This window comes from Paenibacillus sp. FSL R5-0908, from assembly GCF_038006245.1.
GTDB lineage: Bacteria > Bacillota > Bacilli > Paenibacillales > Paenibacillaceae > Paenibacillus_AQ > Paenibacillus_AQ odorifer.
Genome location: NZ_JBBOUV010000001.1, coordinates 126967 through 142144 on the forward strand (window position 1 = coordinate 126967; position 15178 = coordinate 142144).

Below are 15178 nucleotides of genomic sequence, written 5' to 3' on the forward strand. Positions count from 1 at the left end.
TGTGAACAATGCGTGAGAGGAAGTGTCCTTTAGTGAGTACGCCACTCAATTTAAAGCTAGACCCTGAGAAAGTTAAAGAAATGCCAATGGTGGATCTTGCCTTTCTGGTGCTTAAAGCAGCCAATACACCGTATTATTACCGTGATCTGATGGTCGAGGTAGCCAAGTTACGCGGCATGACCGATCAAGAAAGCCAAGATACTATTGCCCAGTTATATACCGAGATTAACATTGACGGGCGTTTTGCCTGTGTCGGAACCAACCTTTGGGGACTGAAACGCTGGTATCCTCTTGAGCGCTCCGATGATCCGGTTGGTAACACTAAACGGGTGCGCATCATCAACGATGAAGACGATGATTTGGAAGATGACGATTTTGCTGATGAAGAAGAAAACTACACAGCTGAAGAAGAGGATTTCGACGCTATCGATGAAGATCGCGACGACCTCTATTCTGACGACGACAGCGAAGAAGAAGTCGACGAAGATGTCGTGATCGATGAAGATGACATAGACGAAGACGATACGGACGAAGACGATGCAGAAGATGGCGACGATGAAGATTCCGAGGATGACAAGTAAGATCAATAATCAGAAGAGTCTTGTCTGTGGCATAATTCCTCCCTTGACAGTGGGGGATCGTCAGAGTAAACTATTGCATGGGCTTATCATGTAAGTTAATAAACGTGTTTTCTAAAATAAAAAGTGCCCCGGTTCTACGGGTGTCACTTTTTTGTTTTTTTAGATGCAAAGTAGCTGTAGATTAATGGAATTTGAGGGATGACGGTTTATGTTTTCCCCGGTGAATTGAACTTTTGATTTCCCCTGTTTTGATGATAGTAAAACGGGTTACGATAAACACCATGTGCCGCTTTTATGTTTGGACTTTATTTAGGAGGGTTTTACAGTGACAAAGTATATTTTTGTAACGGGTGGCGTTGTGTCTTCCCTGGGTAAAGGCATTACCGCCGCTTCGCTGGGCAGGCTGCTCAAGAACAGAGGTCTAAAGGTAACGATTCAGAAATTTGATCCGTATCTTAACGTAGACCCTGGAACAATGAGCCCTTACCAGCACGGAGAAGTCTTCGTAACGGATGACGGTGCAGAGACTGACCTTGACCTTGGGCACTATGAACGGTTTATTGATATCAATCTGTCGAAGAACAGCAATGTAACGACAGGGAAGATCTACTCATCCGTAATCAGCAAGGAACGTCGTGGAGAGTACTTGGGTGGAACTGTACAAGTTATCCCGCATATTACGAATGAGATCAAAGAACGCGTGTTCCGCGCGGGCCGCGAGACCAACTCTGATGTTGTTATCACAGAGATCGGCGGTACTGTAGGGGATATTGAAAGTCTTCCGTTCCTGGAAGCGATTCGTCAAATCAAGAGTGATATTGGCCGGGAAAATGTGATGTATATCCACGTAACCTTGATTCCTTATATCAAGGCTGCTGGAGAAGTGAAGACGAAGCCGACACAGCATAGCGTTAAAGAGCTGCGCAGTATCGGTATTCAACCGAATGTCATCGTGTGCCGTACGGAATATGAGCTTTCCGCAGATATGAAAGCCAAAATCGCACTCTTTTGCGATATTGATGCTAATGCTGTTGTGGAATGCCGCGATGCCTCGACGTTATATGAAGTTCCATTGAACCTTCGTGATGAAGGATTGGACGAGATTGTTGTTAATCATTTGAAGCTTACAACACCTGCGCCAGATATGCGCGAATGGGAAAGTATGCTTAGCCGGATTCAGAAATTAGAGAAGACAGTAGAAATCGCAATTGTAGGTAAGTACGTAGCACTGCATGACGCTTATTTGAGCGTTGTTGAATCACTTTCACACGCAGGTTTTGCTGCGAATGCAGAAGTTAAGATCCGCTGGGTGAATGCAGAGGAAATTACGGATGAGAACGTGGACGAAATGCTGCGTGGTATTGGCGGTATTCTTGTTCCTGGTGGTTTCGGTGATCGGGGAATCGAAGGTAAAATCTCCGCTATTCGTTATGCCCGTGAGCAATTGATACCTTTCTTTGGAATTTGCCTTGGAATGCAGGTTTCTGTAATTGAATATGGCCGTTCTGTTCTTGGACTACAAGGTGCAAACAGCTCCGAAATCGATCCAAATACACAATATCCATTGATTGATTTGCTTCCTGAGCAAAAAGATATTGAAGATATGGGCGGCACTATGCGTCTTGGATTGTATCCTTGTAAGATTATTCCGGACTCTCTGGCAATGTCTTGCTATGATGATGAACTGGTATATGAGCGTCACCGTCACCGGTATGAGTTCAACAATGCTTACCGTGATGAAATTGAAAAAGCAGGACTGGTTATTTCCGGAACTTCTCCGGATGGCCGTCTAGTTGAGATCGTAGAGCTTCCAGAGCATCCGTGGTTCCTCTCGGTTCAATTCCACCCGGAATTCACTTCACGTCCGAACCGTCCGCAACCGCTATTCCGTGAATTTGTCAAAGCCTCTTTGACGCATTCCGAGCAGCAATAATTTATACACAGACAGAAAGAACCTTCGGTTCTTAAATAGTCGAAGAGAGCCTTCATCCGAAGGCTCTCTTTTTGTATTACCCTTTAATAGAAATATTGTAACTGACATTTATTTCATTTTAGACTCTTTATTTACCCATTTTATCCAATTAGCAGGATTTGGACAGTAAAGCACGAATAATAGGTTTCGTATGGAGTAGTTTCTAAAGGGGCCGGTCGCTGTGGAGAGCGCGGTATAGTCAATCTGCCTTAATTTCTGGGAGGGTATCGTATGGAAAAGAAGAAAGTATTAATTGTCGATGATCAGAATGGGATCCGGATTCTTCTTATGGAAGTGTTCAATAGTGAGGGATATACAACATTTCAAGCGGCTAACGGAAAATTGGCATTAGACATTGTTCGCAGCGAGTCACCCGATTTGGTCTTACTCGATATGAAAATACCGGGAATGGATGGACTCGAGATTCTGAAGCATCTAAAGGAGATCAATCCGTCCATTAAGGTCATTATGATGACGGCCTATGGTGAATTGGACATGATTAAGGAGGCGACCAAGCTAGGGGCGTTAATGCATTTTACAAAGCCGTTCGACATAGACGAAATGCGCGTAGCGGTAAACATGCATCTTCATAACAAGTCTGTGGATCAATGCAGTTAGAGCGGTGATTTCTGTATCGGTCCTATTTCGCGTGGGACCCCGAAGAGGATGAGTCTAATTGCTATATAGGCTGGATAAAAATCGTCCCACCGGGACATTTTTTTGTTTACCCTATTTAGTATTTGACACAGGATGTGCTATAATAAGCCTGTATGTGATGTCGGTTTAAAAACATAGCCAACCAACATTCTTAGGAGGATGAAACCATGCCATTAGTATCTATGACAGACATGTTGAACAAAGCACTTGAAGGAAAATATGCAGTAGGTCAGTACAACATTAACAACTTGGAGTGGACTCAAGCTATTCTTGGTGCCGCTGAACAAGAAAAATCACCAGTAATCCTTGGTGTATCTGAAGGCGCAGCACGCCACATGGGCGGCTTCACTACTGTTGTTAAGATGGTTGAAGGTCTAATTATTGACATGAATATCACTGTTCCTGTAGCTATCCACCTTGACCATGGATCTAGCTTTGATAAATGTAAAGCAGCAATCGATGCTGGATTTACATCCGTAATGATCGACGGTTCCCATCACCCAATCGATGAGAACATCGATATGACTAAAAAAGTCGTTGAATATGCTCACGCTAAAGGCGTTTCTGTAGAAGCTGAAGTAGGTACTGTTGGTGGACAAGAAGACGACGTTATCGGCGGCATCATGTATGCTAAGCTTGATGAGTGCGTACGTATTGTGAAAGAAACAGGTATCGACACCCTGGCTCCTGCACTTGGTTCCGTTCATGGACCTTACCATGGCGAGCCTAACCTCGGATTCAAAGAGATGGAAGAAATCCGTGACGCTACTAACATCCCAATGGTTCTTCATGGTGGTACAGGTATTCCTGAACATGACATCAAGAAAGCCATCTCCCTGGGTACTTCCAAAATCAACGTGAACACTGAGAATCAAATCGTGTTCGCAAAAGTGGTTCGCGAAGTTCTAGCTGCTAAACCTGATGCTTACGATCCACGTACATTCATCGCACCAGGTCGCGATGCAATCAAAGAAACCGTTATTGGTAAAATTCGCGAATTTGGATCCAACAACAAAGCCTAATCATTGTAGCTTCCGCCTCAGGTGGACAAGCAATTTGTTAAAGGATAGGGCTATTACTCTGTCCAGTTGAATAGTTTGATGAGGAAAGCACACCGCTTAGCCGGTGTCTTTCCATTTTCATCACTAAAAGTCCACAGCACGTATTGCCCACCCAGCTGCAATACACGTAGGGGGAAATTGATAAATCTATGGAAAAATTAATGATTGGCGGTGGACGTCCGCTAGAGGGCGTTGTAACCATCAGTGGAGCAAAGAATAGTGCCATCGCGCTTATTCCTGCGGCAATTTTGGCCGAATCTGAAGTTGTTCTGGATAATTTACCGTCCCTTAGTGATGTAGCCGTATACTCCGAAATCTTGCAAGAGCTTGGCGCTAATGTATCCTGGTCAGGCAATCAGATGAGAATTGACCCTTCACGTATTGTATCTATTCCAATGCCCAATGGGCCGGTTAAGAAACTTAGAGCTTCGTATTATATGATGGGAGCTCTGCTTGGAAGATTCAAAGAAGCGACAATAGGTCTTCCTGGTGGCTGTAATTTTGAACCTCGTCCAATTGATCAACATATCAAGGGATTCGAGGCTTTAGGAGCAACAGTTACCAACGAACATGGTTCTATCCACTTATATGCAAAAGAGCTACGCGGTGCGAAGATTTATCTGGACGTATCAAGCGTAGGTGCCACTATAAACATCATGCTGGCGGCTTCACGAGCCAAAGGCTCTACAATTATTGAAAATGCGGCTAAAGAGCCTGAGATTATAGATGTAGCTACCCTATTGAACTCTATGGGCGCTGTTATTAAAGGCGCTGGTACAGAAACCATCCGGATCGAAGGGGTCTCGGAAATGCACGGTTGCCGTCATTCCATTATTCCCGATCGGATTCAAGCAGGAACTTATATGATTGCCGCTGCGGCTACGCGTGGTAATGTGTTGATAGATAATGTTATTCCTAAGCACTTGGAAGCCTTAACAGCCAAGCTTTTAGAGATGGGCGTGGATATTGAAGAGCTTGATGAAAGTATCCGAGTTATAGGTAGAGCTAATTATGAACATGCAGATGTTAAAGCACTGACCTATCCTGGATTTCCTACAGATTTACAATCTCCTATGACGAGTATGCTGACACAGGCAGAAGGGGTTAGTGTGCTTAGCGATTTCGTCTATAGCAACCGCTTTAAGCATGTGCCAGAGTTGGTAAGAATGGGCGCAAAGATTCGTGTTGAAGGCCGATCTGCAATTATTGAGGGCAGTAAACTTAATGCTGCAAAAGTAAAGGCGGCTGATCTGCGTGCGGGTGCAGCCCTTGTCATTGCCGGGTTAACAGTAGAGGATGGTATTACTGAAGTGACCGGCGTAGAGTATATTGATCGTGGTTATGATAATTTAGTGAGCAACCTTCGGCAACTTGGTGCTCATGTTTGGCGTGAGAATGAATAATATTAGGATATCCCGCTTGGAAGGAGTATTAATTTGCGGCCAAACCGCATATTTCCTTCCATTTGGGGTAATACTAACCTAATGAGCATTTTAATAGAATCATATTTTTTGCCTAGTAGATAGACTAGGAAGAACTCATTTAAAAATTGAATAGGTGGTTATTACATGGATCTTCAAATTTCCGATCTGGAAGAAATGAAGCTGACCGAGTTATATAAGCTGGCCAAGAAATACCAGATTCCTTATTACGGACAGCTGAAGAAACGGGAACTGATCTTTGCGATCCTTCGGGCACAGGCAGAGCAGAGCGGTCTCATGTTTATGGAAGGCGTACTAGAAATTTTGCCTGAGGGCTATGGATTTCTTAGGCCGATTAACTATTTGCCCAGTGCTGAAGATATTTACATCTCAGCTTCACAAATTCGTAAGTTTGATCTCAGAAGCGGAGATCTTGTGTCTGGTAAATGTCGGACACCAAAAGAAAATGAACGATATTTTGGCCTGCTTCAAGTCAATGCCGTTAATGGCGAGAACCCTGCTAGTGCAGCGGAGCGTCTTCATTTTCCAGCATTAACACCACTTTATCCGCAAGACAAGCTACCGCTTGAAACATCCCCTACTCATTTGTCTACCCGAATAATGGATTTGCTCGCTCCTGTAGGTTTGGGGCAGCGGGGTTTGATTGTAGCACCTCCAAAAGCAGGAAAAACGCTCCTCTTAAAAGAAATTGCCAATAGTATTTCCACTAATAATCCTGAGATTGAGCTCTTTGTATTGCTGATTGATGAACGTCCTGAAGAAGTAACCGATATGCAGCGTTCTGTAAAAGGCGAAGTGGTTGCATCGACGTTTGATGAGCTTCCAGAGAATCATATTAAAGTGGCTGAGCTTGTGTTGCAAAGGGCACTTCGTTTAGTTGAGCACAAGAAGGATGTAGTTATTCTTTTGGATAGCATTACGCGTCTGGCGCGTGCTTATAATCTGGTGGTTCCACCATCTGGACGTACACTAAGCGGGGGGATTGACCCGGCGGCTTTTCACCGGCCGAAGCGGTTTTTTGGTTCTGCACGGAATGTGGAAGAAGGCGGCTCATTAACTATTTTGGCAACAGCATTAATAGATACTGGCTCGCGTATGGATGATATTATATATGAAGAATTTAAGGGTACCGGTAACATGGAGCTTCATTTGGACCGCAAATTGGCGGAACGCCGGATATTCCCAGCTATCGATATTCGTCGTTCAGGTACACGTCGCGAAGAAGTGCTCTTGAGCAAAGAAGAACTGGATACGATTTGGGCGATTCGCAAAAATATGAACGAGTCCTACGATTTTGTGGAGGGATTCATCAAAAAGCTGCGTGATACGAAGACTAATGCTGAGTTCTTGGCATCCTTTGACGTTACTGGGGCAAAAACAACACCAAACGGGACTGCAAGTAACGGGGGCACCTCCAACAGTGGTACAGCTGCTCGTCGTACCACTCGAGCGAAGACACCTTCAGTACCTACAACTTGAGAATTGATAATAAGAGGAGACTAACATGTATTTGGTATATGCCGACGGGCAAGGAAACGTATATGATCATCCCGAACTGTACGGGCTAGCCCGTAGTGGGGATATGATTGTTGAAATGCTGGAGGAAGAATTAATTCCATTACCAGAAGGTGCTACGCTCGTGGGCTTGCCTAGTACACGTGCTGTGGGTATGAATCCTGAGACGGGTGAAATGATGTCTTTGCCGGAAGGCTCGCAGGCTGTCGGAGCGCTGCTGCCGCAAGGCTACACTCGTCTATGTCTTCCTGGTTATGTGAAGACAGATAAGTCTTATAAGCTTCCTCTGTTTGGGTATTCGGCTGTAGTGTGGAAGGATGGCGGGTTCTATGTTGCGGCAGACCCTACCGATAATCCGGAGAAATGGAATCCACTTAATTGTGACAAGGAAGATCTTGAAGTCAGCGTTGGTGAGATGACAGCCAAATATCCTGATAACCGCCTCTATGAACATCTTTCTAACTGTGCGCTTGGTTATGAATGCCTGACTTCCTCCAATACCTTTTTAGGGCGTTGGGAGGGCGGTGTACCCGTCTCTTATTCATGTAATGCTGGATGTTTTGGCTGTATTTCTGAGCAACCTGATGATAGCGGCTTTGTATCTCCGCAGACTCGGATGAATTTCCGGCCTACGGTCAACGAAATTTCACAAGTTATGCTGGAGCATTTAAAGACGCCTGAATCGATTATCAGCTTTGGACAAGGCTGTGAAGGGGAACCTTCCACGCAGGCAAAACTTATTATAGAAGCTATTCGTGAAGTGCGCTCGATTACTGATATGGGCTATATCAATATCAACACCAATGCGGGATTAAGCGATCATATGCGAGGAATCGTTGATGCTGGGCTCGATTTGATGCGTGTCAGCACAATCAGTGCCCTTGATGACCATTATAATGCTTATTACAAACCACGCGGTTATACATTGGCTAATGTAGAGAAATCTTTGAAATACGCTGCTTCGCAGGGGGTTTACACATCGATCAATTATCTGATCTTCCCTGGTGTGACTGATCGTGAAGAAGAGATTGAAGCGATGCTGGAGTTTGTAAGACGTACTGATCTGAAGCTTATTCAGATGCGCAATCTAAACATCGACCCGGAGAGTTATTTAGAGTTGATTCCACCTGCCCAGGGTGAAATCCTTGGGATGAAGACGATGCTTGATATTTTCCGCGATGAACTGCCGGATGTAGTTATAGGCTCTTATACACATGTGCCGCCAGCAGATATGGCGCGGGCTAAACGGCGGGGAATCAATATTTAAGCAGCTAAAATGTAAAAATGAAACATATTGCCCAATTCGATATTTCGTGCTAAAATACCACAGTGTAATCATATAACTCTGGGTCCGCATGAGGCTTAGGGCATGAGAGGTGAAATTCAAAATGCAAGAAGCAATTCAACCAAAGTATAATGTAACTAAGGTAACCTGCGCATGTGGCAACACTTTCGAAGCTGGCTCTGTTAAACAAGAGCTTCGTGTCGAAATTTGCTCCAACTGCCATCCGTTCTTCACTGGCAAGCAGAAGTTCTTGGATGCCGGCGGTCGCGTTGATAAATTTAAGAAGAAATATGGTATCTAATTTGAACAGTCGCTTTGCGGCTTAACGGTTAGATTGAGCCCCCCAGCTGTATAGCTGAGGGGCTCATTTTATGTCTTGGAGTTGATTTTTGTCCGAGCGTGAGCTATACTTATCTTCGCCGTGCTAGACGGGGAGGTAGCGGTGCCCTGTAACTCGCAATCCGCTGTAGCGAGGTTGAATTCCTGTTAGAGGTGCTATCGATGTGAGGCCTTGGTTCCTACGGGCTGTGTTGACAGTTGGGTCCTCCGCAATGAGTGCTTATGAACCTGGTCAGGTCCGGAAGGAAGCAGCCATAAGTAAGATTACTCTTGTGCCGGAGGGTGGCCTAACTCGAGCAGTCATGTAGGGTTGCCGCTTGGATCGTAGCCATCAATAACAGGTGCACGGTTTATAATTCTGTTTATCATAGCATCTTTGCCACAAGCAAAGATGCTTTTTGTTTTTGGTCAATAGCCGATGAATATAGTATAATAAATTTGCGACAAATGCCGGGAAAGCGGCAGCTTAAGAGAGGGTAATGCATAGTGGAACATATCGCGCTGTACCGTGCTTGGCGGCCGCAGTCGTTTCAAGACATGGTTGGACAACAGCACATTATCCAAACGCTGCAGAACGCAATTCGTGAACAGCGGGTTTCGCATGCCTATCTGTTCAGCGGTCCGCGGGGAACTGGTAAGACAAGTGCTGCTAAAGTCTTAGCTAAAGCGGTTAACTGTGAACGTGGGCCAGGTCCGGAACCTTGTAACGAATGTCCATCCTGCCTGCGAATCGCTGCGGGTAATGTAATGGATGTGCAGGAAATAGATGCGGCATCAAACCGGGGCGTAGAGGAGATTCGTGATCTGCGTGAAAAGGTGAAGTATGCACCTACCGAGGTGCGCCGTAAAGTGTATATCATTGATGAAGTGCATATGCTGACTACAGAAGCTTTTAATGCTCTATTAAAGACGTTGGAGGAACCGCCGTCACATGCGATGTTTATTCTTGCGACAACGGAACCTCACAAATTGCCAGCGACAATAATTTCCCGTTGTCAGCGTTTTGACTTCCGTAGAGTGGCGTTAGAAGAACAGACCGCCCATCTGACTGCTATTTGTGAGAAGGAAGGGATTACAGCGGATAACAACGCATTGCAGTATATTGCCCGTCTATCTGATGGTGGTATGCGTGATGCATTGAGCTTGCTGGATCAGATTTCATCCTTTACAGATGGTAACGTTACGTACGAGCAAGTGTTAGGAATGACAGGAGGAATTCCCTCCGAGCAATTTGCCCGTCTTGCTACTGCGATATTGGAAGGTGATATGGGTCTTCTTCTGGAGCTTGTTGAGCAGCTTATGCATGAAGGTAAAAGTGCGGATAAATGCCTAGAGAATCTCATGTATTATTTCCGTGATTTATTGATGATTAAGATGGTACCCGAGGCCGATCAATTAACAGAGCGGGTGCTGAATCCTGCAGAATTTAAAGATATGGCCACCGCATTTTCTCGGGAGCGTCTATTTCAGATTGTAGATACAATCAATAAATACCTAGGTGAAATGAAATACGCAACACATCCTCAGACACTGTTTGAAGTGGCGCTGATGAAGCTATGCAGCTTGCAGCAAGAGGTAAGCCAGAGCGCCGCATTTGCTCCGTTAGGCGAAACAAATGCCGGCGTAGGCGCGAATAATTCAAGCGTTGACTCTGGTGAACTGGATCTTCTCAAAAGACAGATCGCAGCACTGGAGAAGAAGCTGGAACAGGCAATGCAATCCGGTGGCATTTCCGGAGGAGGGCGTGATGGTGCTCCTGCACCGAAATCGCACGCGGTTCCAACACCGCGGGTTTCTTCAGCCTCAAAAATGCCTCCTAACGTAGATAAGTTTATTGCTGGTAAAGATAGTCCCGATTTTGCAGCTATCTATAAACAGTGGAGCCTTGTCCTGCAGGGAGTGAAAGAGGAAAAGGTAACGGTTCATGCATGGTTTGTAGACGGTGAGCCAGTATCGATTATGGAGGATGCGGTGCTTGTTGCATTCAAGAACACGATTCACCGCGATACTACGGAGAAGCCGGCAAACAGACAGGTTATTGAGAGTGTGCTTGCAGCGCGTCTAGGCAAACCTTATAGGCTTGTAACCATGATGCTTCGTGACTGGAATGAAGCTGCCCAGAAGTCTGTGGGACAGACTGGCAAAGAAGAACTACAATTGGAGCATGAACATGATACTGCAGAAGCTAAACCTGAACCTTGGATTGATGAGGCTATCCAGCTTTTTGGAGAAGACCTTGTTGTCATAAAAGAGTAATATAAACATACTAGCGCTAATTGCGCATCCCAAAGGAGAGACGATGTATGAATAATATGAACCAAATGATGAAGCAAGTTAAGAAAATGCAGGAGCAAATGCTTAAAGCTCAAGAGGAACTCGGAGGCAAGGTTATTGAGGGTTCGTCAGGTGGCGGTGTAGTTACTGTCCAAGTAAACGGCCACAAAAAATTGCTGTCTATTCAAATTAAACCGGAAGCCGTTGATCCGGAAGATGTTGAAATGCTGCAAGATCTTGTAATCACTGCTGTAAATGATGCATTGACTCAAGCTGAAGAGCTTGCTAACAATGACATGGGTAAATTCACTGGTGGAATGAAGATCCCAGGCTTGTTCTAATAGCCCACTCCACTTCAGTCTAAAGGAGAATTATTAATTTGTATTATCCCGAACCGCTAGCTAAGCTGATCGATGCTTTTACGCGTTTGCCCGGGATTGGACCGAAGACAGCCGCCCGGTTAGCTTTTCATGTGCTTAACATGAAAGAGGATGAAGTTATTGATTTTGCAAAAGCGCTAGTAAGCGTCAAACGCAATCTTCACTATTGCTCGGTCTGCTGTAATATTACGGATACGGACCCATGTAGAATATGTCAGGACAAAACTAGAGATCCTTCAGTGATATGTGTGATTCAAGACTCCAAGGATTTGGTGGCTATAGAACGAACCAAGGAGTTTAATGGATATTACCATGTTCTTCAGGGCGCTATTTCACCTATGGAAGGTATCGGCCCTGATGATATTCGCTTGAAAGAATTATTGACCCGTCTGAGTGATGAGAGAGTAAGCGAGCTTATTATGGCGACTAACCCCAACATTGAGGGGGAAGCAACGGCGATGTATATTTCTCGTCTTGTTCGGCCGTTTGAGATTAAAATCACCAGGATAGCTCATGGCTTGCCTGTAGGTGGCGATCTTGAATACGCTGATGAAGTTACCTTGTCCAAAGCGTTGGAAGGCCGTCGCGAGCTATTCTAGCAGCTCTATAGTGGTATTTTTCAAAAAGGAAGCCCTCGGGTTTCCTTTTTTTTGTTCTAAGTTTGTCCCTATCCCGATATGAATGAGAATAACGAGATGTGTATTTTGCATCAAAATTATTCTGAGGAGGAATTGAAATGGGATGGTGGAGAGAGCTGTGGCGGGGAGTGGATAAGGAACAAGGCAAAAAGGAAAGTGAGGGGTGGGAAACCCTCTTAGAGGTCCGTAAGGCGCATTCAGAGTGGGAGAGGGCTTACCTGATGTTCGACGAGGCGTTGGGACAGGATCAGATAGATTACGCGATATATATTTTGGAGGCGGCAGAACGTAAATATCAGATACATCTCAAACATGCAAAAAGCTTAGGGTTGAACAGCAGTCAAATTTAAGGGCTTGTAAATAATTGTATAAGGGGGATCTACATGCTTAGAATGGTAGCTATGGGCGTATTGATATTATCCGTTATCTTATTAGGTTTAGTTGTATTTAGAAAAAAGCTGGGTTTTGGGTGGCTAAGTTTATTTGGGGTTCATTTGGTATTGGCTGCACTTGGGATATATGTAGTGAACTTCTCAGGTTTGCTCACGCAGGTGTATATCCCTTTGAACCCTGCAACTATAGGCGCAGTAACGGTTCTTGGGCTTCCTGGCGTGGTTATGTTGCTCGGATTAAGAATAATTTTATTTTAATGCTTGACGTGGCTTTGAAAAATATGATACATTAAGTCTCGCCCGTTTGGACAAGCTGTTGATTAACAACTTGCTGAAATGGTCAAGCAAAAAAAGAAATTAAAAAAAAGCTTGACGAAAACAAAGGCGCTGTGATATATTATAAAGGTCGCTGCTGACAAGCAACGACGACGAAAGATGAGACATTGATCTTTGAAAACTGAACAACGAGTGAGTAGGAAATCACGTAAGTGATATCCAAAGTTAGAGAATTAATTTTCTTGTCAGATGTTTCAAAATGAGCATATCGCTCTTTTCAATACTAATTGGAGAGTTTGATCCTGGCTCAGGACGAACGCTGGCGGCGTGCCTAATACATGCAAGTCGAGCGGAGTTATTTTGAAAGCTTGCTTTCAAAATAACTTAGCGGCGGACGGGTGAGTAACACGTAGGCAACCTGCCCTTCAGACTGGGATAACTACCGGAAACGGTAGCTAATACCGGATAATTTCTTTTTTCTCCTGAGAGAAGAATGAAAGACGGAGCAATCTGTCACTGAGGGATGGGCCTGCGGCGCATTAGCTAGTTGGTGGGGTAACGGCCCACCAAGGCGACGATGCGTAGCCGACCTGAGAGGGTGAACGGCCACACTGGGACTGAGACACGGCCCAGACTCCTACGGGAGGCAGCAGTAGGGAATCTTCCGCAATGGGCGAAAGCCTGACGGAGCAACGCCGCGTGAGTGATGAAGGTTTTCGGATCGTAAAGCTCTGTTGCCAGGGAAGAACGTCCGGTAGAGTAACTGCTACCGGAGTGACGGTACCTGAGAAGAAAGCCCCGGCTAACTACGTGCCAGCAGCCGCGGTAATACGTAGGGGGCAAGCGTTGTCCGGAATTATTGGGCGTAAAGCGCGCGCAGGCGGCTATTTAAGTCTGGTGTTTAAACCTTGGGCTCAACCTGAGGTCGCACTGGAAACTGGGTGGCTTGAGTACAGAAGAGGAAAGTGGAATTCCACGTGTAGCGGTGAAATGCGTAGATATGTGGAGGAACACCAGTGGCGAAGGCGACTTTCTGGGCTGTAACTGACGCTGAGGCGCGAAAGCGTGGGGAGCAAACAGGATTAGATACCCTGGTAGTCCACGCCGTAAACGATGAGTGCTAGGTGTTAGGGGTTTCGATACCCTTGGTGCCGAAGTTAACACAGTAAGCACTCCGCCTGGGGAGTACGGTCGCAAGACTGAAACTCAAAGGAATTGACGGGGACCCGCACAAGCAGTGGAGTATGTGGTTTAATTCGAAGCAACGCGAAGAACCTTACCAGGTCTTGACATCCCTCTGAATCTGCTAGAGATAGCAGCGGCCTTCGGGACAGAGGAGACAGGTGGTGCATGGTTGTCGTCAGCTCGTGTCGTGAGATGTTGGGTTAAGTCCCGCAACGAGCGCAACCCTTAACTTTAGTTGCCAGCAGGTAAGGCTGGGCACTCTAGAGTGACTGCCGGTGACAAACCGGAGGAAGGTGGGGATGACGTCAAATCATCATGCCCCTTATGACCTGGGCTACACACGTACTACAATGGCCGGTACAACGGGAAGCGAAGCCGCGAGGTGGAGCCAATCCCATCAAAGCCGGTCTCAGTTCGGATTGCAGGCTGCAACTCGCCTGCATGAAGTCGGAATTGCTAGTAATCGCGGATCAGCATGCCGCGGTGAATACGTTCCCGGGTCTTGTACACACCGCCCGTCACACCACGAGAGTTTACAACACCCGAAGTCGGTGGGGTAACCCGCAAGGGAGCCAGCCGCCGAAGGTGGGGTAGATGATTGGGGTGAAGTCGTAACAAGGTAGCCGTATCGGAAGGTGCGGCTGGATCACCTCCTTTCTATGGAGAATCGTTCTCTGCAATGAGGACATTCAAATCGGAAGCTCAGCTTCCACAATAGAACCTTCGGGTTCGAACACTCACTCGTGTTCAGTTTTGAAAGAGCAAGTCTCTTTCGTATGCGTTTGGTGGCGATAGCGGAGGGGTTCCACACGTACCCATCCCGAACACGACCGTTAAGCCCTCCAGCGCCGATGGTACTTGGACCGAAGGGTCCTGGGAGAGTAGGACGTTGCCAAGCGGACAACCAATTCATTGGTTGATTCACAATGTTATATATGTTATATGGGCTTTTAGCTCAGTTGGTTAGAGCGCACCTCTGATAAGGGTGAGGTCGGTGGTTCGAGTCCACCAAGGCCCACCATATAACATTATAGAGTAATTTTATGGGGCCATAGCTCAGCTGGGAGAGCGCCTGCCTTGCAAGCAGGAGGTCAGCGGTTCGATCCCGCTTGGCTCCACCATAAATTTTTAAATGAATAACTTTTTCAACTTGATCCTTGAAAACTGGATACCGAAACGAA

13 protein-coding genes, 2 tRNA genes, 2 rRNA genes and 1 other RNA gene are annotated in these 15178 nt (G+C 45.8%); all 18 read left to right on the forward strand.

Translation table 11 applies throughout. The features are described 5' to 3' along the window. Positions 1–32: 32 nt before the first annotated feature. The 18 genes from rpoE to MKZ09_RS00680 all read left to right on the forward strand — a co-directional run bounded on the left by rpoE (position 33) and on the right by MKZ09_RS00680 (position 15118). Entirely contained in the window at positions 33–581 is a 549-nt protein-coding gene (gene rpoE, locus MKZ09_RS00595; protein ID WP_036679939.1) for a DNA-directed RNA polymerase subunit delta, read from the forward strand. Positions 582–906: 325 nt separating this feature from the next. Continuing rightward, positions 907–2514, forward strand: a complete 1608-nt coding sequence (locus tag MKZ09_RS00600; protein WP_076130377.1) for a CTP synthase — start codon at positions 907–909, stop codon at positions 2512–2514. A 270-nt stretch (positions 2515–2784) separates the two neighbouring features. Further along, positions 2785–3171, forward strand: coding sequence for a response regulator (locus MKZ09_RS00605; RefSeq protein WP_036679935.1), 387 nt, complete (start codon positions 2785–2787; stop codon positions 3169–3171). A gap of 206 nt (positions 3172–3377) precedes the next feature. Next, entirely contained in the window at positions 3378–4232 is an 855-nt protein-coding gene (gene fba / locus MKZ09_RS00610; RefSeq protein WP_036679934.1) for a class II fructose-1,6-bisphosphate aldolase, read from the forward strand. A gap of 188 nt (positions 4233–4420) precedes the next feature. Beyond that, positions 4421–5674, forward strand: a complete 1254-nt coding sequence (locus tag MKZ09_RS00615; RefSeq protein ID WP_036679932.1) for a UDP-N-acetylglucosamine 1-carboxyvinyltransferase — start codon at positions 4421–4423, stop codon at positions 5672–5674. 165 nt (positions 5675–5839) lie between these two features. Then, complete coding sequence (gene rho, locus MKZ09_RS00620) at positions 5840–7192, forward strand: transcription termination factor Rho (protein ID WP_076138611.1); 1353 nt, start codon at positions 5840–5842, stop codon at positions 7190–7192. Between the two features lie 25 nt (positions 7193–7217). Beyond that, on the forward strand, positions 7218–8495 hold the full coding sequence (locus MKZ09_RS00625; RefSeq protein ID WP_038568079.1) for a radical SAM protein: 1278 nt from the start codon (positions 7218–7220) through the stop codon (positions 8493–8495). Between the two features lie 121 nt (positions 8496–8616). Then, positions 8617–8814 (forward strand): 50S ribosomal protein L31, encoded by a 198-nt coding sequence (gene rpmE / locus MKZ09_RS00630; protein ID WP_036679927.1) that lies wholly within the window; start codon positions 8617–8619, stop codon positions 8812–8814. A 118-nt stretch (positions 8815–8932) separates the two neighbouring features. Further along, positions 8933–9201, forward strand: an RNA gene (ffs, locus tag MKZ09_RS00635) — signal recognition particle sRNA large type. Between the two features lie 137 nt (positions 9202–9338). Beyond that, positions 9339–11108 carry a DNA polymerase III subunit gamma/tau gene (gene dnaX, locus MKZ09_RS00640; protein WP_036679925.1) on the forward strand — a complete coding sequence of 590 codons (1770 nt, stop codon included), beginning with the start codon at positions 9339–9341 and terminating at the stop codon, positions 11106–11108. Between the two features lie 47 nt (positions 11109–11155). After that, positions 11156–11467 (forward strand): YbaB/EbfC family nucleoid-associated protein, encoded by a 312-nt coding sequence (locus MKZ09_RS00645; protein WP_036679924.1) that lies wholly within the window; start codon positions 11156–11158, stop codon positions 11465–11467. Positions 11468–11505: 38 nt separating this feature from the next. Continuing rightward, positions 11506–12105: a recombination mediator RecR gene (gene recR / locus MKZ09_RS00650; protein WP_076138609.1), complete on the forward strand. Its 600-nt coding sequence runs from the start codon at positions 11506–11508 to the stop codon at positions 12103–12105. A gap of 137 nt (positions 12106–12242) precedes the next feature. Continuing rightward, on the forward strand, positions 12243–12494 hold the full coding sequence (locus MKZ09_RS00655) for a DUF2508 family protein (RefSeq protein WP_036679920.1): 252 nt from the start codon (positions 12243–12245) through the stop codon (positions 12492–12494). Positions 12495–12527: 33 nt separating this feature from the next. Further along, the gene (locus tag MKZ09_RS00660; protein WP_076138608.1) at positions 12528–12794 is read left to right on the forward strand and encodes a pro-sigmaK processing inhibitor BofA family protein; all 267 of its coding nucleotides are present in this window, start codon (positions 12528–12530) and stop codon (positions 12792–12794) included. A 302-nt stretch (positions 12795–13096) separates the two neighbouring features. Next, positions 13097–14654 (forward strand): 16S ribosomal RNA (locus MKZ09_RS00665). Positions 14655–14778: 124 nt separating this feature from the next. Beyond that, positions 14779–14895 (forward strand): 5S ribosomal RNA (rrf, locus tag MKZ09_RS00670). A 46-nt stretch (positions 14896–14941) separates the two neighbouring features. Continuing rightward, positions 14942–15018, forward strand: a tRNA-Ile gene (locus MKZ09_RS00675). A gap of 24 nt (positions 15019–15042) precedes the next feature. Next, positions 15043–15118: transfer RNA gene (locus MKZ09_RS00680), tRNA-Ala, on the forward strand. Positions 15119–15178 lie beyond the last annotated feature (60 nt).

Coding starts and splice junctions, on each gene's coding strand:
- rho (WP_076138611.1), top strand. CDS start 5,840: ATGGATCTTCAAATTTCCGATCTGGAAGAAATGAAGCTGACCGAGTTA.
- rpmE (WP_036679927.1), top strand. CDS start 8,617: ATGCAAGAAGCAATTCAACCAAAGTATAATGTAACTAAGGTAACCTGC.
- MKZ09_RS00645 (WP_036679924.1), top strand. CDS start 11,156: ATGAATAATATGAACCAAATGATGAAGCAAGTTAAGAAAATGCAGGAG.
- MKZ09_RS00655 (WP_036679920.1), top strand. CDS start 12,243: ATGGGATGGTGGAGAGAGCTGTGGCGGGGAGTGGATAAGGAACAAGGC.
- MKZ09_RS00605 (WP_036679935.1), top strand. CDS start 2,785: ATGGAAAAGAAGAAAGTATTAATTGTCGATGATCAGAATGGGATCCGG.
- MKZ09_RS00615 (WP_036679932.1), top strand. CDS start 4,421: ATGGAAAAATTAATGATTGGCGGTGGACGTCCGCTAGAGGGCGTTGTA.
- MKZ09_RS00660 (WP_076138608.1), top strand. CDS start 12,528: ATGCTTAGAATGGTAGCTATGGGCGTATTGATATTATCCGTTATCTTA.
- MKZ09_RS00625 (WP_038568079.1), top strand. CDS start 7,218: ATGTATTTGGTATATGCCGACGGGCAAGGAAACGTATATGATCATCCC.
- fba (WP_036679934.1), top strand. CDS start 3,378: ATGCCATTAGTATCTATGACAGACATGTTGAACAAAGCACTTGAAGGA.